The organism is Brevundimonas viscosa (genome assembly GCF_900116065.1).
Classification (GTDB): domain Bacteria; phylum Pseudomonadota; class Alphaproteobacteria; order Caulobacterales; family Caulobacteraceae; genus Brevundimonas; species Brevundimonas viscosa.
Genome location: NZ_FOZV01000001.1, coordinates 223,067 through 247,935 on the forward strand (window position 1 = coordinate 223,067; position 24,869 = coordinate 247,935).

Consider the following 24,869-nt stretch of genomic DNA (forward strand, 5'->3'; position numbering starts at 1 on the left):
GCTGGATTCCCCTGTCATCCAGCGGAGCCTAGCGCGAGAAGCGCGCCGTGACGACAGCCCCCGGCCGGGCGTCATCAATCATCATGGAGGCGCCGTGACGGCGCAGGATGGCGCGCACGAAGGCCAGCCCCATGCCGTGACTCTCGCGCTCCGGGTCGGCGTTCGCAGGCGGCGCCCCGGAGGCGTCCGGGAAGCCCGGCCCTTGATCGGCGACAGAGAGCCAGGGCCGCCCGCCGTCGCTGCCGACCGCCACCTTCACCACGCCGCCATCGGGCGAGTACTTCACCGCGTTGTCGACGAGGTTGGCCACCGCTCTCTGCAGCAGCGACCGGACGCCCAGCACCGACGTCTCCGCGGCCTCGAGGCGAATGGAGACGCCGCGCTCCTCCGCCAACGGTCCGTAGAGTTCGGCGCACTGGGCGGCGAGGGTGTCGAGCCGGACCGTCTCGAACGACCACGCTTCCCCGTCGCGCAGGGCCATGGCTTCGTTCATCGCCCGGATGAGGGCGTCGAGGTCGCTGCGCGCCTCCGCCGCCAGGCGCCGGGTCCCGGGCGCATCCGCTGTCGCCGCGAGGCGGTCCAGCCGGGCGGAAGCCCGGGCCAGCGGCGTCCGGAAGTCATGCGCCAGCTGATCGGCGGAATCCCGCAGCCAGGCGAGCAGTTCCTCGAGGCGGTCGAGCGTCTGGTTGACGTGCGCCGACAGTTCGGTGAGTTCCGGCGCCACCTCGGTGGCCGGAGCACGGACCGAGAAGTCGCCCACGGCGGCCCGGTCCAGCGCCCGGCTCACCTCGGCCACGGCGGTCGTCAGACGCCGGCGGGCGAAGGTCGCGATCGCCAGGCCCGCCGCCAGCAACAGCACGCCGATGCCGACGACCACCGCCACCGCCCGCGCCCAGGCCGCGCCCGAGCGGTCGACCACCCGACCGACGGCGATGTCGAGGGCCCCGACCGAGCGGCGCACCACCACGACCTCCACAGACCGCGACGGGCACAGCACGCCGGCTTCAAGCCGGACCAGCCAGACGTCCGCCCCCAGCTGTGGCGCGCGCACGCCGCGGATGGTCTCCAGCGCGGCGAGACCCGCCGGCTTGCCGACCGGAGCGCGGATGAAGCGGACGCCGGCGCCGCCGCGCCCCGTGCGACAGGTCTCCTCCAGCGACTGGGCCTCGCCCCGACGCGCCGGGCCGCTCTGGAAGGCGGTCAGCCAGTTCGACAGATAGGTGGCGTCGGCGGCGGTGATCGTCTCGCGGGTCATGCCGCTTTCGACATTCAGCTTGGCGACCATGGCGCTGTAATCGTCGAGCGCCGCCAGCGCCGCCGTCTGGCGCTGCTCCTGCCGCACCGCGGCGCCCGTGACCAGCAGCGAGCCGGTCAGGGCGAGGGCGGACAGCACCGCCACGCCGGCGGCCAGCTGGGTCGTGGTGCGGCGAGCCAGCCAGGTACGGACGACGCTGAACGCTCCGCCCATGCGCGGCTCAGCCTGTCCAGGCCGAAAGGTCGCGGAAGACCAGGCTCTGGCTGCGGGCCGAGACGATCAGGGGGTGCAGGTCCTCGCCCAGCTCCGGCGCCTGCTCCTTCAGCCGGCGGCGGAGGGCGCTGATGCGGGCGTCGATGATGTTGACGAAGTTGTCGGGCAGGAATTTCCACTCGACCCAGCAGCGGTCCCACAGCATGGTCTTGGTCACCGGCTGGCCGCGGGCGGTCATCAGTTCGCAGACGATGGCGAACTCCAGCGGCGAGAGGTCGATCAGCCGCGACTGTCCGTCGAGCTCCAGCTTGAGGGTCCGCGGGCCCGGCGACAGGCGGAAGGGGCCGTTCACAACCTCCGCGCCCGCCGGCCGGGCGCGTCGGGCGGAGCGGCGCAACTGCGCGGCGATGCGCGCCAGCAGCTCCTCGTCTCCCACCGGCTTGGCGAGATAGTCGTCGGCCCCGCCGAGCAGACCCTCGACCTTCTGCCGCTCGGCTCCGAGGGCGGTCAGCATCAGGGCCGGCGCATCCGAAGACGCGCCCGCCCCGGCGCGCAGGCGGCGCAACGTCTCGAGGCCGTCGAGGCCGCGGGTGTGGCGATCGAGGATCAGGACGTCGTAGGGCGTGGACGTCGCCGCCTCCAGCGCCGCCTCACCCGCATCGAACCGGTCGACCCGCTCGAACCCCGTCTCGGCCAGCCGCTCGGCGACGTGGGCGGCCAGCGCCGGATCGTCCTCCAGCAGCAGCGCCGTTCGCCCGGCGAAGGCGCCGCGCAGCTGGGCGAACGGATCGCCCTCGCCGGCAGGCGAGGCGTCGGCCGGGGTGACGCTGTCCACGGGTGTCTCCTCCTCCGGGAGGACGATAGACGGGGCGCGGGGAATGGCAACGCCGCGCGTCTGACGCTTTCTGATGCATCCGGACGCGGGCCTCGCACGTAGGGGTGGCAAGGAGCGCCCCATGATCATCCGAAGACTTCTCCCGCTGGCCGGCCTGGCGGCGGTGACCGCCTGCCAGACCGCCCCCGCTGCCGACAGCGGCTTCCTCAGCGCCTACGACCGCCTGCAGACGCGCGAGGACACCGTCCGGGCGTCGATCCGCGAGCGCCGGGACGAGGCCCGCGCCACGGGCGTCGAACGGGTCTGGCTGGAGCCGGCGGTGATGGTCGGGAACGCCGGATCCGCTCTGACCGAGTCCGAGCGCGCGATGGTGCTGCGCGAGGTAGACCGGCAGGTCTGCTACGAGATCAGCGAGCGCTTCACCCTCGCGACGACGCCGGAGGGCGCGGCGCGGGTTCGCACCGGCGTGGTCGAGGTCCGCCCCACCGGCGCCGCGGGCTCCGGCGTGGCGGCGGTGGCCAACGCCCTGATCCCGGGGCCGGGGACGCTACGCGTGCCGGGGACGACCGGGGGTCTTGCGGCGGAAGCCGAGCTGGTCGCCGGCGGGGAGCAGATCGCCGCCCTCGCCTGGGCGAGGAACGCCACCGTCGTCGGCACGGACACGCCGTCGCTGTCGCGGGTCGGCGACGCCCTGCAGCTGGCCGAACCGTTCGGCGACGCGGTGGGCGACGCCTTCGCCCCGCCCGACCGGGCCGTGCGGCCGATCCCCGACCCGGACCCCTGCGCCCGCTTTGGTCCCCGCACCCAGCCCGCCGGCTTCGTGACCCGGCTGGTCACCGGCCTCTATGTCCCCGAGGTCAACACCGGCGCGCGGGAAGCGGAGGCTCCGGCGGAGTAGATCAGAAGGCGCTCTCGCCGGTGATCGCCCGGCCGAGGATCAGGGCGTGGACGTCGTGGGCGCCCTCGTAGGTGTTCACGGTCTCGAGGTTCATGGCGTGGCGCATGACGTGCATCTCGCCGGTGATGCCCGCCCCGCCGTGCATGTCCCGCGCCTCCCGCGCGATGGCCAGCGCCTTGCCGCAGTTGTTGCGCTTCATCATCGAGATGGCCTCCGGCACCCAGGCGCCGGTGTCGAGCAGCCGGCCCAGCGCCAGCGCGCCCTCGAGACCCAGGAAGATCTCGGTCTGCATGTCGGCCAGCTTCTTCTGCACCAGCTGGCGCGACGACAGCGGACGGCCGAACAGCATGCGTTGCGCGACGTAGTCGCGGGTGGCGTGGAAGCAGAACTCGGCCGCGCCCATGGCCCCCCAGGCGATGCCGTAGCGCGCCTTGTTGAGGCAGGAGAACGGCCCGCGCAGGCCCTTCACGCCCGGCAGCAGGTTCTCTTCCGGCACGAAGACGTCATTCAGGCCGATGTCGCCGGTGATCGAGGCGCGCAGCGACAGCTTGTCGCCGATCTTGTCGGTGGTGAAGCCGTCCATGCCGCGCTCGATGATGAAGCCGCGGATCACGTCGTCCAGCTTGGCCCAGACCACCGCCAGGTCGGAGATCGGCGAGTTGGTGATCCAGTACTTGGCCCCGTTCAGGCGGTAGCCGCCCTCGACCTTCTCCGCCTTCGTCTTCATCGAGGCGGGGTCGGAGCCGCCGTCCGCCTCGGTCAGGCCGAAGCAGCCGATCAGCTCGCCCGCCGCCATCCTCGGCAGGAAGCGCATCTTCTGCTCTTCGGAGCCGAAGGCGTAGATCGGGTACATGGCCAGCGACGACTGCACCGACATGGCCGAGCGGTAGCCGCTGTCGACCGCCTCGATCTCGCGCGCGATCAGGCCGTAGGCGACGTGGCTGGCCGAGGAGCCGCCGTACTGCTCCGGCAGCATGGCGCCGAGGAAGCCCATCTCGCCCATCTCGGTCATGATCGCGCGGTCGAAGGTCTCGTCGCGGAAGGCCGGGACGATGCGCGGCAGCAGCTGATCGCGGGCGTAGGCCCGGGCCGCGTCGCGAATCATCCGCTCGTCGTCGGTCAACCGGCCGTCGAGATCCAGCGGATCGTCCCAGCGGAAGGTCTTTGCGGGAGAAGCGGAGCCGTCGGCCATCGGATTGTCTTCCTGAGCGATTTTCGGGGCGCCTGCGCCCTCGTCACATTACGGTGACGGGCGCCCCCTGTTCTGCGGCGCGGTTTAGGCCAGAATGGCCGCCGCGGGTAGAGGGAGCGCCCGCGGCCTGCCGGACCCGACCATGATCCAGACCTTCAACCGCCTGTTCGTCGACCATCCGCGGGAGGTCGAGGAAACCTATCTCGAGCACATGGCCGCCTCGTCGCGATTCGGCCTGCGGCTGCTGAAGCTGGCCGGCTGCGCCTTTGCGCACGCGGTGGTGCCCGGGGTGCACAAGGCGACGGTGTCGCGCTCGATCTGCTGCATGGCCGACGAACTGGGCGGCCGGGCGCGGGAGGCGCGCGAGTGCCGGATGCGCGACGCGGGCGTGTGGGACGTGGGGCTCTAGGGGTGGCGGGTGACTGGCGGCCGGTGACTGGTGGATCGCGCCGGGAGCGAACGGTAGAGCTTGCCGCATGACCGCCGACGCAGCCTCAGCCGCCCCAGCCACCAGTCACCCATCACCAGCCACCCGACCCGGTCCCCTCTCCGGCGTCCGTGTTCTCGACCTCAGCCGCGTGCTGGCCGGGCCGTGGGCGACGCAGACACTGGCCGATCTCGGGGCCGAGGTGATCAAGATCGAGCGGCCGGGCGTCGGCGACGACACGCGGCATTGGGGACCGCCGTTCACGACGAAGGCCGACGGCTCGAGAGGCGACGCCGCGTACTTCCTGTGCGCCAACCGGGGCAAGAAGTCGGTCGAGCTGGACATCGCCTCGCCCGAAGGGGCCGCCGCCGTCCGCGAGCTGGCGAAGTCGTGCGACGTGGTGGTGGAGAACTTCAAGACCGGCGGACTGAAGAAGTACGGCCTCGACCACGCCTCGCTCCTGGCCGTGAACCCGCGGCTGGTCTGCTGTTCGATCACCGGCTTCGGCCAGGACGGGCCGGACGCGCACCGGGCCGGCTACGACTACATGATCCAGGCCATGGGCGGGCTGATGTCGGTGACCGGCCAGCCGGACGGCGCCCCGGGGGCCGAGCCGATGAAGGTCGGCGTGGCCGTGGTCGACCTGTTCACCGGCCTCTACGCCGCCAACGCCATCCTCGCCGCCCTGCTGCACGCGCGGGCGACCGGCGAGGGCCAGCACATCGACATCGCCCTGTTCGACGTCCAGGCGGCCATGCTGGCCAACCAGGCGACCAACTTCTTCGTCTCCGGCAGGGCCCCGACCCGGATGGGCAACGCCCACCCCAACCTCGCCCCCTACCAGCCCTTTCCGTGCACGGACGGCATGGTGGTCATCGCCGTCGGCAACGACGGCCAGTTCCGCGCGCTGGCTGGGGCGCTGGGCGCGCCGGGTCTGGGCGAGGATCCGCGCTTCCTGACCAATGCGCTGCGCATCGAGCACCGCGCCGTGCTGACCGCCGAGCTGTCGGCGCTCACGGCGGGGCACAGCATGCGTGCCCTGATGTCCGCTCTGGAGGCGGCCGGTGTCCCGTGCGGGCCGGTCAACACCATCGACCAGGTGTTCGACGAGCCGCAGGCGAAACACCGCGGACTGGAGGTCGAACAGACGCGGTCGGATTTGGCCGCGCCGGTCCGCACCGTCGCCTCGCCGATCCGCATGTCGCGGACGCCGGTCGCCTATGACCGCGCGCCGCCGACGCTGGGGGCGGACACGGACGAGGTGCTGGGCGGGCTCACCCGGCCGGGATGAAGCCCAGTCGCGTCAGCCAGTGGAACAGCCACGGAACCACGAACAGCAGGATCACCAGCCCCAGTCCGATCCAGTGCACCGGCCGCAGCCGGCGCAGGCGGCGCGTCCCCGAGAAGCCGCCGGCGAGCGCGCTCAGCACCGCCACGCCGGTGCTGCCGGCCGTCTCCTGCTCCGGAATGGCGTCCGCGTCCTCCTCGGCGAACTCGCCGGCCTTCGCCCGCGCCAGCAGATCCCGGGCGCGTGGCCCGTCCCGCGCCTCTGCCATCACCCGCAGCCCGCCGACGGCGCGCTGCAGCAGCGGGTCGATGGTCGCCAGTCCGCGGTCGGCCACCTGAGCGGAGACTCCGTGGGCCGCCAGAAAAGCGACCGCCAGTTCGGCCTCGTAGACGTCGTCGAAGCGGGCGATCTCGACCTGGGCCACGATCCCCTTCCGATCCGCCCTAAAGATCCAGCAGCGCCCGCGCCGGATCCTCCAGCAGTTCCTTGATGCGGACGAGGAAGGTCACCGCCTCCTTGCCGTCGACGATGCGGTGATCGTAGCTGAGGGCCAGGTACATCATCGGGCGGATCTTGACCTCGCCGTTCACCGCCATCGGGCGCTGCACGATGTTGTGCATGCCGAGGATGCCCGACTGCGGCGAGTTGAGGATCGGCGTCGACATCAGCGACCCGTAGGTGCCGCCGTTGGTGATGGTGAAGGTGCCGCCCTGCAGCTGGTCCAAGGTCAGTTCGCCGTCGCGGGCCACCTTGCCGAGCGCGGCGATGCCCTTCTCGATGCCCGCCAGCGACAGCTGGTCGGCGTCGCGCAGCACCGGCACGACGAGGCCCTTCTCGGTGCCGACGGCGATGCCGATGTCGTAGTGGTTCTTGTAGATGATGTCCGTGCCGTCGATCTCGGCGTTGACCGCCGGGATCTCGTGCAGGGCCTGCACCACCGCGCGGGTGAAGAAGCTCATGAAGCCCAGCTTCACCCCGTGGCGCTTCTCGAACGCCTCCTTGTACTGGCTGCGCAGGGCCATGACCTCGGTCATGTCCACCTCGTTGAAGGTGGTCAGCTGGGCGGCGGTGTTCTGGGATTCCTTCAGGCGGCGGGCGATGGTCTGACGCAGGCGCGTCATCTTCACCCGTTCCTCGCGCGGCTGGTCGGCGCGCGGCGCGGCCGGGGCGGCGGCGGGAGCCGGAGCGGCCTTGGGCGCGGCCGAGCCGATGGCGGCCAGGGCGTCCGCCTTGGTGATGTTGCCCTTGGGCCCGGTGGCGGCGATGGCCTTCGGGTCGAGGTTGTTCTCGGCGACCACGCGCTGCACGGCCGGCGACAGGTGCGGGGCGTCGCCCTTCGCCGGCGTCGCGGCCGGAGCGGCGGCGGCGGGCGCGGCCGGGGCGGCGCCGGCGCCGGCGTCCGAGGCGGCGATGGAGCCGATTCGCTGGCCCGGCGTGACGGTGGCGCCCGCCTCGGCCTCGATGGTCAGCACGCCGGCGGCGGGGGCGGAGACCTCGACGGCGACCTTGTCGGTCTCGATCTCGACCAGCAGTTCGTCCTTGGCCACCGTGTCGCCGGACTTCTTCAGCCAGGTCCCCATGGAGCCTTCGGCGACGCTCTCGCCCATGGTCGGGACGTTGATCGCCACGGCTTCGCCCGAGGGCGCAGCGGCCGGTGCGGCGGCGGCCTTCGGAGCTTCGGCGGCCTTCGGCGCCTCCGCCTTCGGGGCGGCTGCGGCGGCGGCGCCCTCGCTGACCACGCCGAGAACGGTGCCCGGGGTCACGGTCTCGCCGTCGGCGGCGCGGATCTCGGACAGCACGCCGTCGGCCGGGGCGACGACCTCGAGCGACACCTTGTCGGTCTCCAGCTCGACGAGGACCTCGTCCTTCTTCACAGGGTCGCCGGCCTTCTTCGTCCACTTGCCGATGGTGGCCTCGGCGACGGATTCGCCGAGGGCGGGGGTCAGGATGTCGGCCATGGTGCGGTCCAGGTCTCGTTCAGCTCGGTCAGCGGGTTAGCGGGCGAAGGCTTCGATGAGGAAGGCGTCCAGTTCCTTCAGGTGGCGGCTCATCAGGCCGGCGGCGGTCGAGGCCGAGGCCGGGCGACCGACGTAGCGCGCGCGCTTCGCCTTCACGTCCAGCTTCTCCAGCGTCAGCTCCAGCCACGGGTCGACGAAGGTCCAGCCGCCCATGTTCTTGGGCTCCTCCTGGCACCACACCAGCTCGGCGTTCGGGAAGCGCGCCAGTTCGGTCATCAGCGACTTCATCGGCCACGGATAGAACTGCTCCAGCCGCATCAGGTAGACGTCGTCGACGCCGTCCCGTTCCCGGCGCTCCAGCAGGTCGTAATAGACCTTGCCCGAGCACAGGATGACGCGGCGGATGTCCTTGTCCGCCTTGATGGAAACGCCGGCGACCTCGGGCCGGGTCTGGGCGTCGTCGTGCAGGACGCGGTGGAAGGAGCTGCCCTCGGCCATGTCGGCCAGGGTCGAGACCGCCTTCTTGTGCCGCAGCAGCGACTTCGGCGTCATGATGATCAGGGGCTTGCGGAACGGCCGGTGCATCTGGCGACGCAGGATGTGGAAGTAGTTGGCCGGGGTGGTGCAGTTGGCGACCTGCAGGTTGTCCTCGGCGCAGGCCTGCAGGAAGCGCTCGAGGCGGGCCGAGGAGTGCTCGGGCCCCTGCCCCTCGTAGCCGTGCGGCAGCAGCATGACGAGGCCGCACATGCGCAGCCACTTGCGTTCGCCCGAGGAGATGAACTGGTCGATCACCACCTGGGCGCCGTTCACGAAGTCGCCGAACTGGGCCTCCCACATCACCAGGGTGTTGGGGTCGGACAGGGCGTAGCCGTACTCGAAGCCGAGCACCGCCTCCTCGGACAGGGCCGAGTCGATGACCTCGAACTGGGCCTGCCGTTCGGACAGGTTGTTGAGCGGCACGTAGCGGCGCTCGGTGGTCTGGTCGACCACGCCCGAGTGGCGCTGGCTGAAGGTGCCGCGCACCGAGTCCTGGCCGGACAGACGAACCGGGAAGCCCTCCTCGAGCAGGCTGGCGAAGGCCAGGCTTTCGGCTGTGGCCCAGTCGATGTTCTGGCCGCTCGTGATCATCTCGCGACGGCCGTCGATGACCCGCTTCAGCGTCTTGTGGATGTCCACGCTGTTCGGAATGGTGGTCAGGCGGTGGCCGAGGTCGGTCAGGGTCGCCGCCGGGACCGCCGTGTCCCCGCGCCGCTCCTCCCCTTCCGGCAGGCCGATGCCGGTCCACTGGCCGTCCAGCCAGTCGGCCTTCTTGGCCTCGAAGCTCTTGCCGGCCTCGAACTCGGCGTCGAGGAAGGCCTCGAAGCGGGCGACTTCGGCGTCGACCTCGGCCTGGGTGATGACGCCTTCCTTGATCAGGCGCTCGGCGTAGATCTCGCGCGTCGACGGCTGGGCGCGGATCTTCGAGTACATCAGCGGCTGGGTGAAGGTCGGGTCGTCGCCCTCGTTGTGGCCGAAGCGACGGTAGCAGAACATGTCCACCACCACGTCCTTGTGGAACTTCTGCCGGAACTCGGTGGCCACCTTGGCGGCGAAGACCACGGCCTCGGGGTCGTCGCCGTTGACGTGGAAGATCGGCGCCTGGACCATCAGGGCCACGTCCGACGGATAGGGCGAGGAGCGGCTGTTCCGCGGCGAGGTGGTGAAGCCGATCTGGTTGTTGATCACGAAGTGCAGCGTGCCGCCGGTGCGGTAGCCCTTCAGCCCCATCAGGGCGAAGCATTCGGCCACGACGCCCTGGCCGGCGAAGGCGGCGTCGCCGTGGATCAGCAGCGGCACGACCTTGGAGCGGTCCAGCGCCCACTTCTCTTCCGGCTGGCCGGCGTTGGCCTCGCGGATGTCGAAGGCCTGCTTGGCGCGCGCCTTGCCCAGCACCACCGGATTGACGATCTCGAGGTGCGACGGGTTGGCGGTCAGCGACAGGTGCACCCGGTTGTCGTCGAAGACGCGGTCCGACGAGGCGCCCATGTGGTACTTCACGTCGCCCGAGCCCTCGATGTCCGAGGGCACGGTCGAGCCGCCCTGGAACTCGTGGAAGATGGCCCGGTAAGGCTTGCCCATGACGGCGGCCAGCACGTTGAGGCGGCCGCGGTGGGCCATGCCCAGCACGATCTCGTCGACGCCCAGGGCGCCGCCGCGCTTGATGACCTGCTCCAGCGCCGGGACCATGGCCTCGCCGCCGTCCAGGCCGAAGCGCTTGGTGCCGGGGAAGCGCTTGTGCAGGAAGCGTTCGAAGCCCTCGGCCTCGATCAGCTTGTTGAGGATCGCCAGCTTGCCTTCCCTGGTGAAGGCCTTCGGCTCGAACTTGTCCGCGCCCTCGAAGCGCTGCTGCAGCCAGGACTTCTCCTCCGGCTCGGCGATGTGCATGAACTGCACGCCGATGTGCCCGCAGTAGGTGCGCTTGAGGATATCCAGCACCTCGCGCAGCGTGCCGGTCTGCAGCCCCAGCACGCCGTCAAGGAAGATCGGCCGGTCCATGTCGGCTTCGGTGAAGCCGTGGAATTCCGGCGTCAGCTCGGGGTTCTCGGTCGGCTGCTCGATGCCCAGCGGATCCAGCGTCGCCTGCAGGTGGCCACGCACGCGGTAGCTGCGGATCAACATCAGGGCGCGGATCGAGTCCTGGGCGGCGGCGCGGACCTCGTCGGCGGAGGCGGGAGCGGCGGCGGGCGCGGCCTTGCCGGCGGCCTTCTTCGGATCGGGTTTCGGAGCCGGCCAGCGGCCGTCGAACACCGCAGAGTCCTCGGTAGGCTCGCTGAAGACCGGACGCCCCCAGGCGCCGGCGGCGGCCGAGGCCTTCACCTGGTCGACGTTGTCGCTCAGCTGGTCGAAGAAGGCGCGCCATTCGGCCGACACGGAAGCGGGGTCGTTCGCCCACTTCTCGTGCAGATCCTCAATGAAGGCGGCGTTCGACCCGTAGAGGAAGCTGGTCTCGGCAAAGACCTGATTCAGCCGACCGGCATCGTCCGCCATGGTTCTCGTCACGTCCCTTGGGTCCGCACGCGCACGTTCGCGCGAAGGCGACCGGCGCTCATATAGGCCGTGTTTCTTCAGGGGTCATGACCGAATAGGGGCGAATGAGCCGAAATTCGCACGATTATGCCCCACTACCGGGACATGCCGGGAGCAGGTCGGAACGAAAAACGCCCCCGGTTCACACCGAGGGCGTCCGGAGCTCATTCGTCCTGAAGACTCAGCCCTTGAGCACTTCCACCAGCGTGGCGCCCAGCCGGGCCGGCGACGGCGAGACCTTGATGCCGGCGGCCTCCATGGCCGCGATCTTGGACTCGGCGTCGCCCTTGCCGCCGGAGACCACGGCTCCGGCGTGGCCCATGGTGCGGCCCTTCGGCGCGGTGCGGCCGGCGATGAAGCCCGCCATCGGCTTCTTGCGGCCCTTCTTCGCCTCGTCGATCAGGAACTGGGCGGCCTCTTCCTCGGCCGCGCCGCCGATCTCGCCGATCATGATGATCGACTGGGTCTCGGGGTCGGCGAGGAATAGCTCCAGCACGTCGATGAACTCGGTGCCCTTGACCGGATCGCCGCCGATGCCGACCGCGGTGGTCTGGCCGAGGCCCTCGTTGGTGGTCTGGAACACCGCCTCATAGGTCAGGGTGCCCGAACGCGACACCACGCCCACCGAGCCCTTCTTGAAGATCGAGCCCGGCATGATGCCGATCTTGCACTCTTCCGGGGTCAGGATGCCGGGGCAGTTCGGCCCGAGCAGGCGCGACTTCGACTTCTCCAGCCGCGCCTTGACCCGGACCATGTCCAGCACCGGGATGCCCTCGGTGATGCAGGTGATGAACGGGATCTCGGCGTCGATGGCCTCGATGATGGCGTCGGCGGCGCCCGCCGGCGGCACGTAGATCACCGAGGCGTCGGCCCCGGTGGCGTCCTTGGCCTCGGCCACCGAGGCGTAGATCGGCAGGGTCTCACCCTCCGACCCGTGCCACAGCTCGCCGCCCTTCTTCGGGTGGACGCCGCCGACCATCTTCGTGCCGTAGTAGCGAAGCGCCTGCTCGGTGTGGAAGGTCCCGGTCTTGCCGGTCAGGCCCTGGACGATGACCTTGGTGTCGCGGTTTACGAGGATGGACATGGATCAGCCTTGAATGGGGTCAGTCAGCGAGACGGTGCGGGCGTTCAGCCGACCGCCGCGACGATCTTCTGGGCGGCGTCGTCGAGGTCGTCCGCCGCCGTGATGGCGAGGCCGCTCTCGTTGAGAATCTTCTTGCCCAGCTCGACGTTGGTGCCCTCGAGGCGGACCACCAGCGGCACCTGCAGGCCGACTTCCTTGACCGCGGCGACCACGCCCTCGGCGATGACGTCGCAGCGCATGATGCCGCCGAAGATGTTGACCAGGATGCCCTGCACGGCCGGGTCGGCGGTGATGATCTTGAAGGCCGCCGCGACCTTCTCCTTGGAGGCGCCGCCGCCGACGTCGCAGAAGTTGGCCGGCTCCTTGCCGTACAGCTTGATGATGTCCATCGTCGCCATGGCCAGGCCGGCGCCGTTGACCATGCAGCCGATGTCGCCGTCGAGGGCGACGTAGGCGAGGTCCCACTTGGAGGCCTCGATCTCCTTCGGATCCTCCTCGGTCTCGTCGCGCAGGGCCAGCATGTCCGGGTGGCGGAACAGGGCGTTGCCGTCGAAGCTGACCTTGGCGTCCAGCACGCGCAGGCGGCCGTTTTCCATGACGATCAGCGGATTGACCTCGAGCAGGCTCATGTCCTTCTCGACGAAGGCCCGGTAGAGGGTCGGGAACAGGGTCTCGCCGTCCTGGGCGGCCGGGCCGTCCAGCTTCAGCGCGGCGTTGATCTTCGCCACGTCGGCCGCGGTGACGCCGGCTTCCGGGTCGATGGCGACGGTGACGATCTTCTCGGGCGTGTCGTGGGCGACCGCCTCGATGTCCATGCCGCCTTCGGTCGAGACCACGAAGGAGACGCGGCCGGTGGCCCGGTCGACCAGCAGCGAGCAGTACAGCTCGCGGGCGATGTCGGCGCCGTCCTCGATGTACAGGCGGTTGACCTGCTTGCCGGCCGGGCCGGTCTGGGCGGTCACCAGGGTGTTGCCCAGCATCTCGCGGGCGTGGGCGACGGCCTCCTCGACCGACCTCGCCAGGCGCACGCCGCCCTTGGCGTCGGCGGGCAGTTCCTTGAACTTGCCCTTGCCCCGGCCGCCGGCGTGGATCTGCGACTTCACCACATAGAGCGGGCCCGGCAGCGACTTCGCCGCGGCCTCGGCCTCGTCCGCCGAGGTGATGGCGACGCCGGCCGCGACCGGTGCGCCGAAGCCCTTCAGGACCTGCTTGGCCTGGTACTCATGGATGTTCATGGAAAGCCGCCGAACGCTGGGAGGAGTTGGGCGGCCTTATAGGGGCTGCGCCTTCGCAGGCGCAACCGCCCGTCAGTCCACCCAGTCCCGCTTGAGCGTGCGCGAGGCGCCGATCAGCAGGATCGAGGCCAGAATGTAGAAGCCCATGCCGGTGTAGATGGCCCAGCGCAGGCTCTCGTCGCCGAAGCGCGGAGCCAGCAGGTCGCTCATCCAGCCGAAGTAGTAGAAGCCGACGGCGATGCCGAGCAGGTTGTTGATCAGCAGGAACAGGGCCGAGGCGGTCGAGCGCATCGGGGCCGGCACGAGATGCTGCACCGCCGCCGTCACCGGCCCGAGCCAGGCGAGGTTGAGGCCGGTCGGGATCAGGAAGATCAGGAAGGCCAGGGTCAGGGCCTGGACATGGGTGCCGCCGCCCGGCAGGACCTGGGCGATCAGCCAGTCCGAGTTCATCGCGGCGATGAACAGGGGGGCGGAGATCAGGAAGGCGATGGCCGGGGTGAGCGGATAGGCGCCCTTGCCCCGTTTCGCCAGCTTGTCGGCGATCGCGCCGCCCAGCCAGATGCCGGCCACCCCGCCGATCAGGACGATGCCGGCGTAGTACCAGCTGATCTGCGACAGGGTCAGGTCGAAGCTGCGGATGAAGAAGGTCGGCAGCCAGCCCGCGACTCCGTAGCCGCACACCGAGGACGAGGCTGCGCCGAGGGCGAGCAGCCAGAAACTCTTCTTGGGCAGCACGGCCGAGGCGGTGGTCCGGGCGATCAGCAGCGAGACGGCGATGACCAGCGCCAGCAGGGCGCCGAAGCCGAGCACGCGCGCATCGCCGAAGGCGAGGCCGGCGAACTGGTTGAGCGCGGCCAGCGCGGCGGCGACCGCGGCGAGACCGAACATGACATTGGCCGCCAGACGTCCGACCCGGGCGTCGCCGGCGGCGAGGGCGGCCTCGGGCGACGGCGCCGCCGCGGCGGGCGGCGTGTCGGTCGCGCCGCGCTTCGGATCGCGAATGGTGAACAGCAGCAGCGGGGCCAGCACGACTCCGGCCAGACCGACGACGATGAACGAGGTGCGCCAGCCGTAGGCGACGGCCAGCAGGCCGCCGACCAGCGTCCCGGCCGCCATGCCCAGCGGGATGCCGAAGGCGAAGGCCGCGAGCGCCCGCGCCCGCTGGTGCGGGGGGAAATAGTCGGCGATCAGCGAATAGGCGGGGGCGACGCCGCCGGCCTCGCCCACCCCGACGCCCATGCGGAACAGGAACAGCTGGGTGAAGTTCTGCGCCGTGCCGCAGAGGGCGGTGAATCCGGACCAGACCGCCAGGGCCCCGGTCATGATCCACACCCGGCTGAACCGGTCCGCCATCCACGCCAGCGGGATGGCCAGGGTCGAGTAGACCGAGGCGAAGGCGATGCCGCCCAGCAGGCCGAACTCGGTGTCGGTCAGGCCGAAATCCTCGATCAGGCGCGGCCCGAGGATGCCGATGATCTGCCGGTCGAGGAAGTTCAGCATGTAGACGAGGATCAGCACCGCCAGCACGTAGAAGCGGTAGCCGGGGCGGGCCGGAGCGGCGGCGGCTTGGTCGGTCATGGCGTTCCCCTCGACTTGCGTCGGAACCCTAGCGGCGCGGCTGGCGCGCGCCAGAAGAAAAAGGGCGGCGGCTCGTCAGAACCGCCGCCCGGATCAGAAGCGATCAGGCTTCAGGAGATCAGAACTTGACGCCGACCCGCGCCGTGAAGGTGCGCGGCGCGCCGTAGAAGGCGGTGATCGAGTCGCCGGTAGCGACGCCGGGGAAGTTGTAGCCGCCGGTCTTGTAGCGCTCGTCCGACAGGTTCTTGCCGTGCAGCCCGACGGTCCAGCGGTCGCTGGCCGAGGTCCAGACCACGCTGGCGTCGTAGAGCCAGAAGGCTTCCTGATCGAGCAGCGGGGCCGGGGTTTCGAACTGCTGGTAGTCGCCGCGGTAGGCGGCCGACGGGGTGAAGGCGATCTCGCTGCCGTCGGCGAACCAGTGGGTCCAGGTGGCGCTGACCGCGCCGGTCCATTCCGGCGTGTTCTGGAAGTCGCGCAGGTCCGAGACGTCGACGAAGCAGCCCGGCTGCGTCGGGCAGGTCGTGTTCAGCGGTCCGGTCGGGATGTAGGCCAGGAACTCGTCGAACTGGGCATCGATGTAGCTGAGCATGCCGTTGACGACGAGGTTCTGGCTGACGCGCAGCGAACCTTCGAACTCCCAGCCCCGGATCGACGACGAACCGACGTTGTCGACCACGGAGGCGACGGTGGCGCCGGCCGGATACTGGGTGGTGATCTGCTGGTCCTCGTACGAGGAGTCGAAGATCGCCGTGGCGAAGCTCAGCCGGTCGAACAGGTTGCCCTTCAGGCCCAGTTCGATGGTTTCGACCGTTTCCGGGTCGTAGCCCAGGACGGTGTCCGGATAGAGCACCGCGTCGCCGCGCATGTCGAAGCCGCCCGACTTGAAGCCGCGGCCCCACGAGGCGTAGGTCGTGAAGTCCGGGCTGATCTCGTAGGAGACGCTGACCCGCGGGGTGAACTCCTCGAAGTCGCGGGTGTCGGTGTAGTCCGTCCGGGGGCCGCCCAGCGGGACGGCGGCGTTGTTGCCGAAGAACGGGCTGCGGATTCCGAGGTACTGCTGGCGGAAGACGGTTCCGGTCTTCTCATCGTGGGTGAAGCGGCCGCCGACCGAGACGGCCAGGGCGTCGGTGACGTCGTAGGTGAAGTCGCCGAAGACCGACCAGCTTTGCGTGTCGACGCTGCCTGCGGTGAGCGTGGTCAGGTTGAAGTTGCCGACGACGGTGTCGAAGGCGCCCGAGGCGGTGGCGTCGAGGAAATAGACGCCGGCGACGCCGGACCAGCGGTCGCCCTCGAACAGCGCCTGGAACTCCTGGCTGAACTGGTCGTCGTCGTACTGGGCCGGGATGTCGAGGATCGGCGCGGCGAGGTTGTCGAAGTCGATGTTGCCGCGGGTCGAACCGTCACGGTAGGCGGTGATCGACTTCAGGGTCAGCCAGTCGTTGACGGTCCACTCGCCGGTCAGCGACACGCCGCGGGTCTCGACGTCGTTCTTGTCGCCGGCGCCGGCCATGGTGTCGTATTCGTTGTCCAGGATCGGCGCGAACTCGCGGTGCCCGTGCCGGGCGTTGGAGCTGTCCTGGACCCAGTCGCCGGCGAGGCGGACGAACAGGTTGTCGGTCGGGGTCCACTCGAAGCTGAGGCGGGCCGCCGTGACGTCCTTGTTGTAGTGCTCGGTGCCGGTGTTCAGGTTCTCGCCGAAGCCGTCGCGCAGATAGCGGGCCACGGCCGCCGAGATGCCGAAGTTGTCGTTGATCGGTCCCGAGATGCTGGCGATGGCGTCGAACTGGTCGTAGCTGCCATAGGCGCCCTGCAGTTCGATCTCCGGCTCGTCGCCGATCCGCCGCGTCACGTACTTGATCGCGCCGCCGATGGTGTTGCGGCCGTAGAGCGTGCCCTGCGGACCACGCAGCACCTCGATGCGCTCGACGTCGAACACGTCCAGGACCGCCGCCTGCGGACGGGCGACGTAGACGTCGTCGATGTACAGGCCCACCCCCGGATCGAAGCCCCACAGCGGATCCTGCTGGCCAACGCCGCGGATGAAGGAGATCAGGGTCGAGTTCGAGCCGCGGGCCGAGTTGAGGGTCAGGCTCGGCGTCGAGCGGGCGAGTTCGGTGATGTCGACCGTGCCGCGGGCTTCCAGCGTTTCGCCGGAGATGGCGGTGACGGCCACCGGGACGTCCTGCAGCGCCTCCTCGCGGCGGCGGGCGGTGACGATGATCTCGCCCAGCTCGCTGGCCTGCGGGTCGGTCGCCTGTCCGGGAGAGGCGGCGTCCTGCGCCATGGCGACGCCCGAGAGCGCGCCCCAGGCAGCCCCGGCGAGCAAGGCGGTTTTCACGAGTCGATTCATGTCGGCCCCAATCCTGATGTTTCCGGTGAGACGCTTTTATTCAGCGTTCAATGATTTTCTCGGACGGTAATCGTTTTCCGGCGGCTGTCAAACGGCGGAGCTTGGTCCCGGCGCGCCGCGCGGCCGATCTGTGGCGCCGTTGCACAGGCGGGGCGGACCGGCCTAGCGTCGCCGCATGACCCGCCTCGACGCCCCCGCCCCCGCCGCCGACGCCCGACCGGCCCGCCGCGGCCGTCCACCGAAAGCCCGGGGCGCCGGGGCGGCCGACACCCGGGAGTCCATCCTCGACGCGGCCGAGGACCTGTTCTCGAAGCACGGCTTCTACGGCGTCACCATCCGCGAGGTGGCGCGCGAGGCGGGCGTCGATACGGCCCTGGTCCACTACTATTTCGGGGCCAAACGGGACCTGTTCGACGCGGTCTTCCTCCGCCGCGCCGAGGTCTGGAACAACGAGCGGGTCGAGGCCATCAACCGCTACGCCCGCGACGCCGGCCCCCACGGCATGACCCTGGAAGGTCTGTTCGAGGCCTTCCTGCGCCCGCCGTTCCAGTGGTCGCTGAAGGGCGGGCCGGGATGGAAGCACTACGCCGCCCTGGTGGCCCAGACCAACGCCAATCCCGCCTTCGGCGGCGAGACCATGGCCCGCTATTTCGACCCGGCCATCCGCCGCCTGATCGAGTTGATCAAGCAGATCATGCCGCAGGCGCGCGAGGCCGATCTCTACTGGGCCTACCACAACCTGTCGGGAGCCCTGACCCTGACCCTGGGCGAAACCGGCCGTCTCGACCGGCTGTCGGGCGGACTGTGCCGCTCGGGCGATCTGGAGAGCGCCTGCGACTACATGGTGCGCTTCGCCGCGGCCGGCTTCCGGGCCGTGTGCGGTCCCGCGGCCGGGGAGGCCCCGCCGGCATGAGCGATACCGGGTTTCGCAGGGAGCCGATCCGGCTGACGCTCGACCGGGCATTGGCGCGGGGCGTGTTCATGGCCCTCGCCGGGGGCATCGTGCTGGCCCTGACCGGGGCCTTCGGCATGGACGAGGTCTCTCTCGCCTTCCGCCTGACCTACTGGACCACGGTGATGCTGATCGGCTCGGCGTGGGGGCACGTCTGCTCACGCGCCGTGGAGCGCTTCGTCGACTTCGACCGTCGGCCCTGGCTGTCGGTGCTGCTGCTCACCGTCGTGATCTCGGGTCCTCTGTCGGTGATCGTCTGGGCGGTGACGACGCGCTTCTTCGACGACGGACAGGCGCTGGCGTGGGAGCGACTGCCCTACTTCCTCGGCCCGGTAGCCCTGGTCACCGCCGTCCTGTCGGCGCTCAACGTCTTCCTGTCGCGGACGCCCGTGCAGACCCACGCCGCCCCCGATGCCATCCCGCCCCGCTTCCTCGACCGGCTTCCGCCGAAGCTGCGCGGCGCGACCCTGCGCGCGGTGCAGGCCGAGGATCATTACCTGCGTCTGCACACCGACCGGGGTTCGGACCTGATCCTGATGCGACTGTCTGACGCCGTCGCCGAGCTGGAGGGGCAGGAAGGGGCGCGTACCCACCGCAGCTGGTGGGTGGCCCGCGACGCGGTCCGCGACGTGCGCCGCGGCGACGGCCGCGCCACCCTGCTGCTCGACGGCGGGATCGAGGCGCCGGTCAGTCGCCGCTACGCCCGAGCCCTGCGCGCCGCCGGCTGGTACTAGCCGACCCAGGCCCCGTGGAAGCCGGCCGGCAGGGCGATGTCCGCTCGCCAGCTGCAGACCGGCCCCGCGGCCACCCGGCCAGTCTCGAAGACGTGCAGCTCGGTCACGCCTTGCGCGAGGTTGATCGACGGCGCCACCAGCCAGGCCTCGGCCTCTCCGGTTCCTCCCGGCTTCGGAACCCAGACCGCCTCCTCGGTGATCATCCGTTCGCCGAAGTCGAACCGGTCGGAGCGGCCGCTCTCCCAGTCGTGCACCGCCAGTCCGGTGGGCAGCGGCCGTCCCCGCCCCTCGCCGGCGACGTGCGAAGTGTAGCGCCGGCGTATCCCCGCCCGGCGCGGGTCGCCCTTCGGGAATTCGGCGTCGACCCCCGAGGAGACCATCTCCGCCCGCCCGTCGGGCTGGAGCGTGACCATGGCGAGCCGCGCCGGATCGCCGGGGACGGCGCCCCGCCCTTCGACCAGCACCCGCGCGCCCTCGACGGCGAAGGCGACGTCGGAGGCGGCGGCGACGTCGAAGCGGATCGTGCCGTCCGCCTCTTCCCAGGCGTCGCCGAGATGGAAGAAGCTGAAGGTCGGCAGCTCGAAGGTGCGCGTGCGGGTCAGGTCGGCCTTGTCGATGACCAGCACCTGCGTCCCCAGCTCCGGCTTCCACGCGAACTGCGCCGCGTAAGGCATGCCGCGGCGCTCGAACACCCACGGCTGGAGCACGATGACCAGGCTCCGCGCGGTCGCGGTGAAGTCGTGCATGTAGCTGGCGCGCGGCAGCTCGATGATCTGCGCCGTGTGCAGGCTGCGGTCGGGATTCAGCCGCCACACCACCATGCGGTCGCCCCACAGGCCGATGTTCCAGATGGTCCCGTCCGGGTCGAACCGCGGATGGGCCTGGAAGGGCATGCCCTTCAGATCGTCGCGCAGGGTGACGAAGCCGCGCGTCGCCAGGTCGCCGGCGTCCATGGCCAGCGGCGAGCCGCCCTCCCAGAGCGCCCAGATCTCATCCCCGGCGGCCATCACCGCGGTGTTGGCCGCGTTGACGTCGTCCGGAGCGCCGACCCGCGCGCGCCCGTCGCCGACGGTGCCGAAGCCCGGCGTGACCACGGCGTCCAGGGCGCTCTCCAGCCGTCGCTTCGGCGTGTCGGCGAAGCGGGCCTCCAGCGTCGCCTGCCCGCTCCGCACCCGGAAGGCCCGCATCAGCCCGTCGCCGTCGAACCAGTGGCTGACGCTCCCCCCGGGCCGGCGGAACTTGCCCGGGCCGTTGCGGAACAGGGTCCCCTCCAGCCCCTCGGGCGCCCGGCCGTGCACCAGCTGCATCGGGCGAGGGGCGAGGTCGGCCTCGACATCGATCGTGGCCAGCGACCAGTCGGCGGCGGCCTGCATGGCGGCCCTGGCGCGGACGGTCTCGGGGCTCAGCACCGCCGCTGACAGGGCGGCGGCGCCGGTGAGAAAGGCGCGGCGGGAGGCGTCCATCGGCCCCTCCCTCAGCGGATGCGGATGGTCTGGGCGACGTCGCCCGAAACCGTGAACCGCGCCCGCTCCCAGCTGGCCGGCCCCATGTCCCCGCGCGCGTTGTTGGAGAAGGCGTAGGGCTCGACCGGAATGCCGAACGGGTTGGTGTCCATCTCGCCGTCGCCGTCGACGTCGTGGAAGGCCTTCACCGCATAGTCTCCGCTCGGGAGGTCGCGGAACACCGCCACCGCCGGACCGGAAGCGTCGATGGCGGCGCGGGCCACGGCCGGCCCGCCCCGGTACGCGGCCGCGGAATCGTACAGGGCGACCATCACTCGCCCGGTCGTGGCGCCGGTCTCGAAGGTCAGGGACACGGCATGCCCCCGGTCCTGCGCGAGCGCGGACGGGGCGGACAGCAGCAGGGCCGCGGCGGCGGCGCAGGCGAATCGGAACATCTCGGGTCCTCCAGCGAGGCCCGACCGCGGGCCCCGAACGACCCGACGCTGCCGGCGCCGGCGCCGGCCCGCCACTTCGTCTTCAGGAACAGACGCCGCGCCTTCGCGAATGGCGACGACCGTCCGTTCGCGCTTCGCGAATGGACGAGCCCGCCGGACCTCCCGGCGCTTCGTGCGCAGCCCGGCCCGCTCCGCCGTGCCCCGCGGCGCCCCCCTCCTTCTGCGGCGGGGGATCGGGGGACCGACGGCCTGTGGTCCTGTTGTGGCCAAGGCGCGGCGGTCGCCGGGTGAACCCGGTCCGCCGGAGAGGCGGCGCAAGCCTCAGGCGGCGTTGGCGGCCTTGCTCTCGGCGGCCTGTTTCGCCTGATGGGCGCGCACGCCGGCGGCGATCAGCTCGGCGGCCTCGCCGGCGTCGCCCCAGCCCTTGACCGTGACCGACTTGCCCTTCTCCAGGTCCTTGTAGCGGGTGAAGAAGTGCTCGATCTGTTCGACCAGGATGGCCGGCAGCTGCCGGTAGCTGGCGATGTCGGTGTAGTAGGGGTTCAGCTTGTCGACCGGCACGGCGAGGATCTTCTCGTCGCCGCCGGCCTCGTCCTCCATCTTCAGCACCCCGATCGGACGCGAGCGGATGATGCAGCCCGGCACCACCGGCGTCGGATTGAGCACGATCACGTCGCAGGGATCGCCGTCGTCCGACAGAGTGTGCGGCACGAAGCCGTAGTTGCCGGGATAGTACATGGCCGTATGCAGGAAGCGGTCAACGAACAGGGCGCCCGAAGCCTTGTCCATCTCGTACTTCACCGGCAGGCCGCCCTGCGGGATCTCGATGACCACATTGACGTCCCAGGGCGGGTTCGGACCGACGGGGATGGCGTCGAGGTTCATGTCGGGCTCGTCTGTTGTGCAACTGCGAACGGGAGGCGCGGGTGATAGGCGGGCGGGCCGGCGGAAGCAAGGCGCGCCCACCGGGGAAAGTCGCTTGAGCGCCGGCCGGTTGCGCGTCAGCATCGCCCGTCCCTCCGTGGAGCGCAGATGACCGCCTTCGACTACGCCGCCCTCGCCCTGTTTCTGCTGTGCTGGCTGGGCTACGGCCCGCTGCTGCGGCTGCTGGCGATGCGCAGCGGTACGTTGAACGACGACATGATGGTGGTGCGCCGGGCGTGGATGGACGCCATGGTCCACCGCGAGGTGCGCATCGTCGACAGCCAGTTGATGGGCCATACCATCAACTCCGGCGGCTTTTTCGCCTCCACCAATCTGCTGCTCATCGCGGCCGTGGCGGGCATCCTGTTCGGCGGCGAGCAGGCCCTGCGCGGGGTCGCCGAGGTGGGGCCGGGCGAGGTCTCGAGCCGGCTGCTCGAGGCCAAGCTGGCCCTGGTGCTTCTCTGCCTCGCCCGCGGCCTGCTCGACTTCATCTGGTCGATCCGCCAGATGAACTACGCGCTGGCCCTGATCGGGGCGGCGCCGGAGCTGCACACCGAGGCCGACCGGCGCGGCTTGGGCGAGGCGGCCGGGGCGCTGCTGAACCCGGCGCTCAGCGCCTTCAGCCAGGGGGTGCGCGGCTATTATTTCGCCCTCGCGGCGGCGGCCTGGCTGTTCGGACCGGTGTGGCTGGCGCTTGGCGTGGTCGCGGTCTTCTGCCTGCTGGTCTGGCGACAGGCGGCGTCGCCGGCGGCGCGGGCCATCCGCAGCGCACGTCGGCTGCTGGAGCCGTGAACCTGCAGATACGGCCACGTCTGTTCGCAGTCGCGCAGGCCGCGCGGTCGATTTTGCCGCTGTAAGCGGTTACGAGGCCCGTCGACGGCTGAAGCGTGCCGTTACATCGTGTGAACGCGGGTGCGAAATGGCGGCTTGACGATTTGTGCGCTGCACACTAGCTTTCCTGACGACGCCGCGAGGCGTTATGCCCTTCCTGGGCGTTTCCTCCCTATAGACTTTCCATGCCGCGCCTCCGGGCGCGGCTTTTTTTTGGCTCAGGCGGTCGTCGCCAGCAGCCGGGCGATGACCCGCGCCACGCCCCTGCCGGCGCGGCTCCAGCCCGGGCCGGGGCGTCGCGCCGCCTCGTCCCAGTAGAGGGCGCGGTTCAGCTCGACCTGGATGGCGTGAAAGCCCTCGTCGGGCCGGCCCCAGCGCTGGGTCGTCCAGCCGCCGGCGTAGGGCCGGTTCAGGGCCACGCGCCAGCCGAGCGCCTCGAACTCGGCGCGCAGCCGACGGGTCAGCTCAGCCCCGCAGGCGCCGCCGTGCCGATCGCCCAGCACCACGTCGGGCCCCCGCGCGCCGCCGCGCCCGGCCGCCGCGCGGGCCGGCATGGAGTGCCAGTCGACCAGCACCGCCTCGCCGCACCGTTCGCGGGCCGCGGCCATCTCGGCGGCGAGGGCGGCGTGGTAGGGGGCGTGGACCCGGGCCAGCCGGGCCTCGACCTCGGCGCGGGTCAGTCTGCGACGGTAGAGCGGCCGCCCGTCGCCGGTCAGCCGGGGCACCACCCCGTAGCCCGCCATGGCGCGCGGCGAGGCGGGAGCGTCGACCCCCTCCACCAGGGCGGGATCGAGATCTCCCGGCGCGCGGTTGAGGTCGACCCAGGTGCGGGCGATCCGTCCCAGCACCAATACCGCGCCGCGGGCGAGGCCGGGTGCGATCAGTTGGTCGACGAGGGCGTCCTCGGCGCTGCGCAGGCTGGCCTCGGGCAGATCCGGATCGGCGCCGAGGTCCGGCGGATAGACGACGCCCGAATGGGGCGAGGCGAACACGAAGCGGCCCGGCGCGTCGGGACGCAGCACCTCGACCGCTTCCGCCGCCCCGTCCGCGCCGGCGTCCCCCGCAGCCTCGTCCTCGCCCGCATGCATCCGTCACGCATAGCCTGTTTCGCCGCTTCATCCACAGCCGGCGCGAACGCCCCGGTTCGCCGGACCGGTGTTTTTCATCGCGGGTTTACCGCTCCGGGCCTAGCCTCGCGGTTCTGAAGATCGGGGCGGACGAACAATCCAATGGCGCGCATCCTTCTGGCCGAAGACGATCACTCGCTTCGCGGCTTCCTGACCCGCGCTCTCGAGCGCGCCGGGCACTCGGTGGTCGACTGCGAGAACGGCGACGACGCCATCGATGCCCTGGACCAGGGCCCGTGGGACCTGCTGCTGACCGACATCGTCATGCCCGGGGCCGACGGCATCGAGGTGGCGCGCATCGCCGCCGCCCGCCAGCCGGGCATCCGCATCATGTTCATCACCGGCTTCGCCGCCGTGGCCCTGTCGGCCGCCCAGGCCAGCCCCCAGGCCAAGGTTCTCTCCAAGCCGGTGCACCTGCGCGACCTGGTCGGCGAGGTCGAACGGATGGTGGCGGCCTAACTGCAAGGGGCGCCGACGCCCGGCTCGTGGAGACTCGCCGCCTGGGCGGGGCTCCGGGCCGCGCGGACCGGGTCCGGCCGGTCCGCCGGCGGCTTGGGGGCGTCGGCGCGGAGGCGTTGCCGACCAGCCGTTTGGCTCTTGCGGTCGGCGTCGAGGCCGGGTTATAGACCGCGCCTTCCCGCCCCCGGGCACCCCCGAGGGCCGTCACGGCGGACGCGTAGCTCAGCGGGAGAGCACTACGTTGACATCGTAGGGGTCACAGGTTCAATCCCTGTCGCGTCCACCATTCTTTTCAATCAAACCTGCCGCCCCCGGCCGAGCTGATCCGGGGATCGCGGGCGCGCGTTCTAGCCGAGCGGCTTCTGGTAGATTCCGGCCGGGCGGACCCGCTCGCCCAACACCCGCGCGATGTCGTCCAGCACCTCGTCGCTGTCGCGATGGCGCGCTTCGGCCAGCAGTTCGCGAATGCGGCGCAGCCGGGCGTCGCTCGCGTCCTCGCCGGCGCCGCGAACCTCGCGTATCACCTGATCGGTCATGCCCATCGATCTTCTCCTTCGCCGGGAGAA

The 24,869-nt window shown here is 70.7% G+C and carries 22 protein-coding genes and 1 tRNA gene; 8 read left to right on the forward strand and 15 right to left on the reverse strand.

Features of this window, described 5'->3' with window-relative positions:
- Nucleotides 1–28: 28 nt before the first annotated feature.
- Complete coding sequence (locus BM333_RS01065; RefSeq protein WP_092306403.1) at nt 29–1,468, reverse strand: sensor histidine kinase; 1,440 nt, start codon at nt 1,466–1,468, stop codon at nt 29–31.
- Between the two features lie 7 nt (nt 1,469–1,475).
- Nucleotides 1,476–2,303, reverse strand: coding sequence for a response regulator transcription factor (locus BM333_RS01070; protein ID WP_177221771.1), 828 nt, complete (start codon nt 2,301–2,303; stop codon nt 1,476–1,478).
- Between the two features lie 121 nt (nt 2,304–2,424).
- On the opposite strand from BM333_RS01070, the gene BM333_RS01075 reads away from it, so the two are divergent.
- Nucleotides 2,425–3,201, forward strand: coding sequence for a DUF3313 family protein (locus tag BM333_RS01075; RefSeq protein ID WP_177221772.1), 777 nt, complete (start codon nt 2,425–2,427; stop codon nt 3,199–3,201).
- A 1-nt stretch (nt 3,202) separates the two neighbouring features.
- On the opposite strand, the gene BM333_RS01080 is transcribed toward BM333_RS01075, so the two are convergent.
- The gene (locus tag BM333_RS01080) at nt 3,203–4,393 is read right to left on the reverse strand and encodes an acyl-CoA dehydrogenase (RefSeq protein WP_092306406.1); all 1,191 of its coding nucleotides are present in this window, start codon (nt 4,391–4,393) and stop codon (nt 3,203–3,205) included.
- A gap of 142 nt (nt 4,394–4,535) precedes the next feature.
- Here BM333_RS01080 and BM333_RS01085 point away from each other — a divergent pair, with 142 nt between their 5' ends.
- Nucleotides 4,536–4,802: a DUF6356 family protein gene (locus tag BM333_RS01085; RefSeq protein WP_092306408.1), complete on the forward strand. Its 267-nt coding sequence runs from the start codon at nt 4,536–4,538 to the stop codon at nt 4,800–4,802.
- Nucleotides 4,803–4,869: 67 nt separating this feature from the next.
- Nucleotides 4,870–6,111 (forward strand): CaiB/BaiF CoA transferase family protein, encoded by a 1,242-nt coding sequence (locus tag BM333_RS01090; protein WP_092306411.1) that lies wholly within the window; start codon nt 4,870–4,872, stop codon nt 6,109–6,111.
- On the opposite strand, the gene BM333_RS01095 is transcribed toward BM333_RS01090, so the two are convergent.
- The 7 genes from BM333_RS01095 to BM333_RS01125 form a co-directional block, all read right to left on the reverse strand.
- Nucleotides 6,095–6,532: a putative signal transducing protein gene (locus BM333_RS01095; RefSeq protein ID WP_092306413.1), complete on the reverse strand. Its 438-nt coding sequence runs from the start codon at nt 6,530–6,532 to the stop codon at nt 6,095–6,097. The two genes, BM333_RS01090 and BM333_RS01095, sit on opposite strands and share 17 nt — an antisense overlap.
- A gap of 19 nt (nt 6,533–6,551) precedes the next feature.
- On the reverse strand, nt 6,552–8,066 hold the full coding sequence (gene odhB / locus BM333_RS01100) for a 2-oxoglutarate dehydrogenase complex dihydrolipoyllysine-residue succinyltransferase (RefSeq protein ID WP_092306415.1): 1,515 nt from the start codon (nt 8,064–8,066) through the stop codon (nt 6,552–6,554).
- A gap of 36 nt (nt 8,067–8,102) precedes the next feature.
- A complete protein-coding gene (locus tag BM333_RS01105; protein WP_092306417.1) occupies nt 8,103–11,093 on the reverse strand; it encodes a 2-oxoglutarate dehydrogenase E1 component in 2,991 nt (996 codons plus the stop codon).
- Nucleotides 11,094–11,313: 220 nt separating this feature from the next.
- Nucleotides 11,314–12,216 carry a succinate--CoA ligase subunit alpha gene (sucD, locus tag BM333_RS01110; protein ID WP_092306419.1) on the reverse strand — a complete coding sequence of 301 codons (903 nt, stop codon included), beginning with the start codon at nt 12,214–12,216 and terminating at the stop codon, nt 11,314–11,316.
- A 44-nt stretch (nt 12,217–12,260) separates the two neighbouring features.
- Entirely contained in the window at nt 12,261–13,451 is a 1,191-nt protein-coding gene (sucC, locus tag BM333_RS01115; RefSeq protein WP_092306421.1) for an ADP-forming succinate--CoA ligase subunit beta, read from the reverse strand.
- Between the two features lie 72 nt (nt 13,452–13,523).
- On the reverse strand, nt 13,524–15,029 hold the full coding sequence (locus BM333_RS01120) for a spinster family MFS transporter (RefSeq protein WP_092306424.1): 1,506 nt from the start codon (nt 15,027–15,029) through the stop codon (nt 13,524–13,526).
- Nucleotides 15,030–15,147: 118 nt separating this feature from the next.
- A complete protein-coding gene (locus BM333_RS01125) occupies nt 15,148–17,379 on the reverse strand; it encodes a TonB-dependent receptor (protein ID WP_092306426.1) in 2,232 nt (743 codons plus the stop codon).
- 175 nt (nt 17,380–17,554) lie between these two features.
- Here BM333_RS01125 and BM333_RS01130 point away from each other — a divergent pair, with 175 nt between their 5' ends.
- Nucleotides 17,555–18,292, forward strand: a complete 738-nt coding sequence (locus BM333_RS01130) for a TetR/AcrR family transcriptional regulator (protein WP_092306428.1) — start codon at nt 17,555–17,557, stop codon at nt 18,290–18,292.
- A complete protein-coding gene (locus BM333_RS01135) occupies nt 18,289–19,065 on the forward strand; it encodes a LytTR family DNA-binding domain-containing protein (RefSeq protein ID WP_092306430.1) in 777 nt (258 codons plus the stop codon). Before BM333_RS01130 ends, BM333_RS01135 begins: the two co-directional genes overlap by 4 nt.
- Here BM333_RS01135 and BM333_RS01140 read toward each other — a convergent pair.
- The 3 genes from BM333_RS01140 to ppa all read right to left on the reverse strand — a co-directional run bounded on the left by BM333_RS01140 (nt 19,062) and on the right by ppa (nt 21,847).
- Nucleotides 19,062–20,528: a carotenoid oxygenase family protein gene (locus BM333_RS01140; RefSeq protein WP_092306432.1), complete on the reverse strand. Its 1,467-nt coding sequence runs from the start codon at nt 20,526–20,528 to the stop codon at nt 19,062–19,064. The two genes, BM333_RS01135 and BM333_RS01140, sit on opposite strands and share 4 nt — an antisense overlap.
- A gap of 11 nt (nt 20,529–20,539) precedes the next feature.
- Nucleotides 20,540–20,962: a DUF2141 domain-containing protein gene (locus tag BM333_RS01145; protein WP_092306434.1), complete on the reverse strand. Its 423-nt coding sequence runs from the start codon at nt 20,960–20,962 to the stop codon at nt 20,540–20,542.
- Nucleotides 20,963–21,283: 321 nt separating this feature from the next.
- Complete coding sequence (gene ppa / locus BM333_RS01150) at nt 21,284–21,847, reverse strand: inorganic diphosphatase (protein WP_092306436.1); 564 nt, start codon at nt 21,845–21,847, stop codon at nt 21,284–21,286.
- Between the two features lie 147 nt (nt 21,848–21,994).
- Here ppa and BM333_RS01155 point away from each other — a divergent pair, with 147 nt between their 5' ends.
- Nucleotides 21,995–22,678: a DUF599 domain-containing protein gene (locus BM333_RS01155; RefSeq protein ID WP_092306438.1), complete on the forward strand. Its 684-nt coding sequence runs from the start codon at nt 21,995–21,997 to the stop codon at nt 22,676–22,678.
- 257 nt (nt 22,679–22,935) lie between these two features.
- Here BM333_RS01155 and BM333_RS01160 read toward each other — a convergent pair whose 3' ends face one another.
- On the reverse strand, nt 22,936–23,805 hold the full coding sequence (locus BM333_RS01160) for an N-formylglutamate amidohydrolase (RefSeq protein ID WP_092306440.1): 870 nt from the start codon (nt 23,803–23,805) through the stop codon (nt 22,936–22,938).
- Nucleotides 23,806–23,946: 141 nt separating this feature from the next.
- Between BM333_RS01160 and cpdR the strand changes: the two genes are divergently transcribed.
- Both cpdR and BM333_RS01170 read left to right on the forward strand, forming a co-directional pair.
- Nucleotides 23,947–24,303 (forward strand): cell cycle two-component system response regulator CpdR, encoded by a 357-nt coding sequence (gene cpdR / locus BM333_RS01165; RefSeq protein ID WP_092306442.1) that lies wholly within the window; start codon nt 23,947–23,949, stop codon nt 24,301–24,303.
- A 211-nt stretch (nt 24,304–24,514) separates the two neighbouring features.
- A tRNA-Val gene (locus tag BM333_RS01170) sits at nt 24,515–24,589 on the forward strand.
- A 61-nt stretch (nt 24,590–24,650) separates the two neighbouring features.
- Here BM333_RS01170 and BM333_RS01175 read toward each other — a convergent pair.
- The gene (locus tag BM333_RS01175) at nt 24,651–24,845 is read right to left on the reverse strand and encodes a hypothetical protein (RefSeq protein ID WP_092306444.1); all 195 of its coding nucleotides are present in this window, start codon (nt 24,843–24,845) and stop codon (nt 24,651–24,653) included.
- Nucleotides 24,846–24,869: the final 24 nt, after the last annotated feature.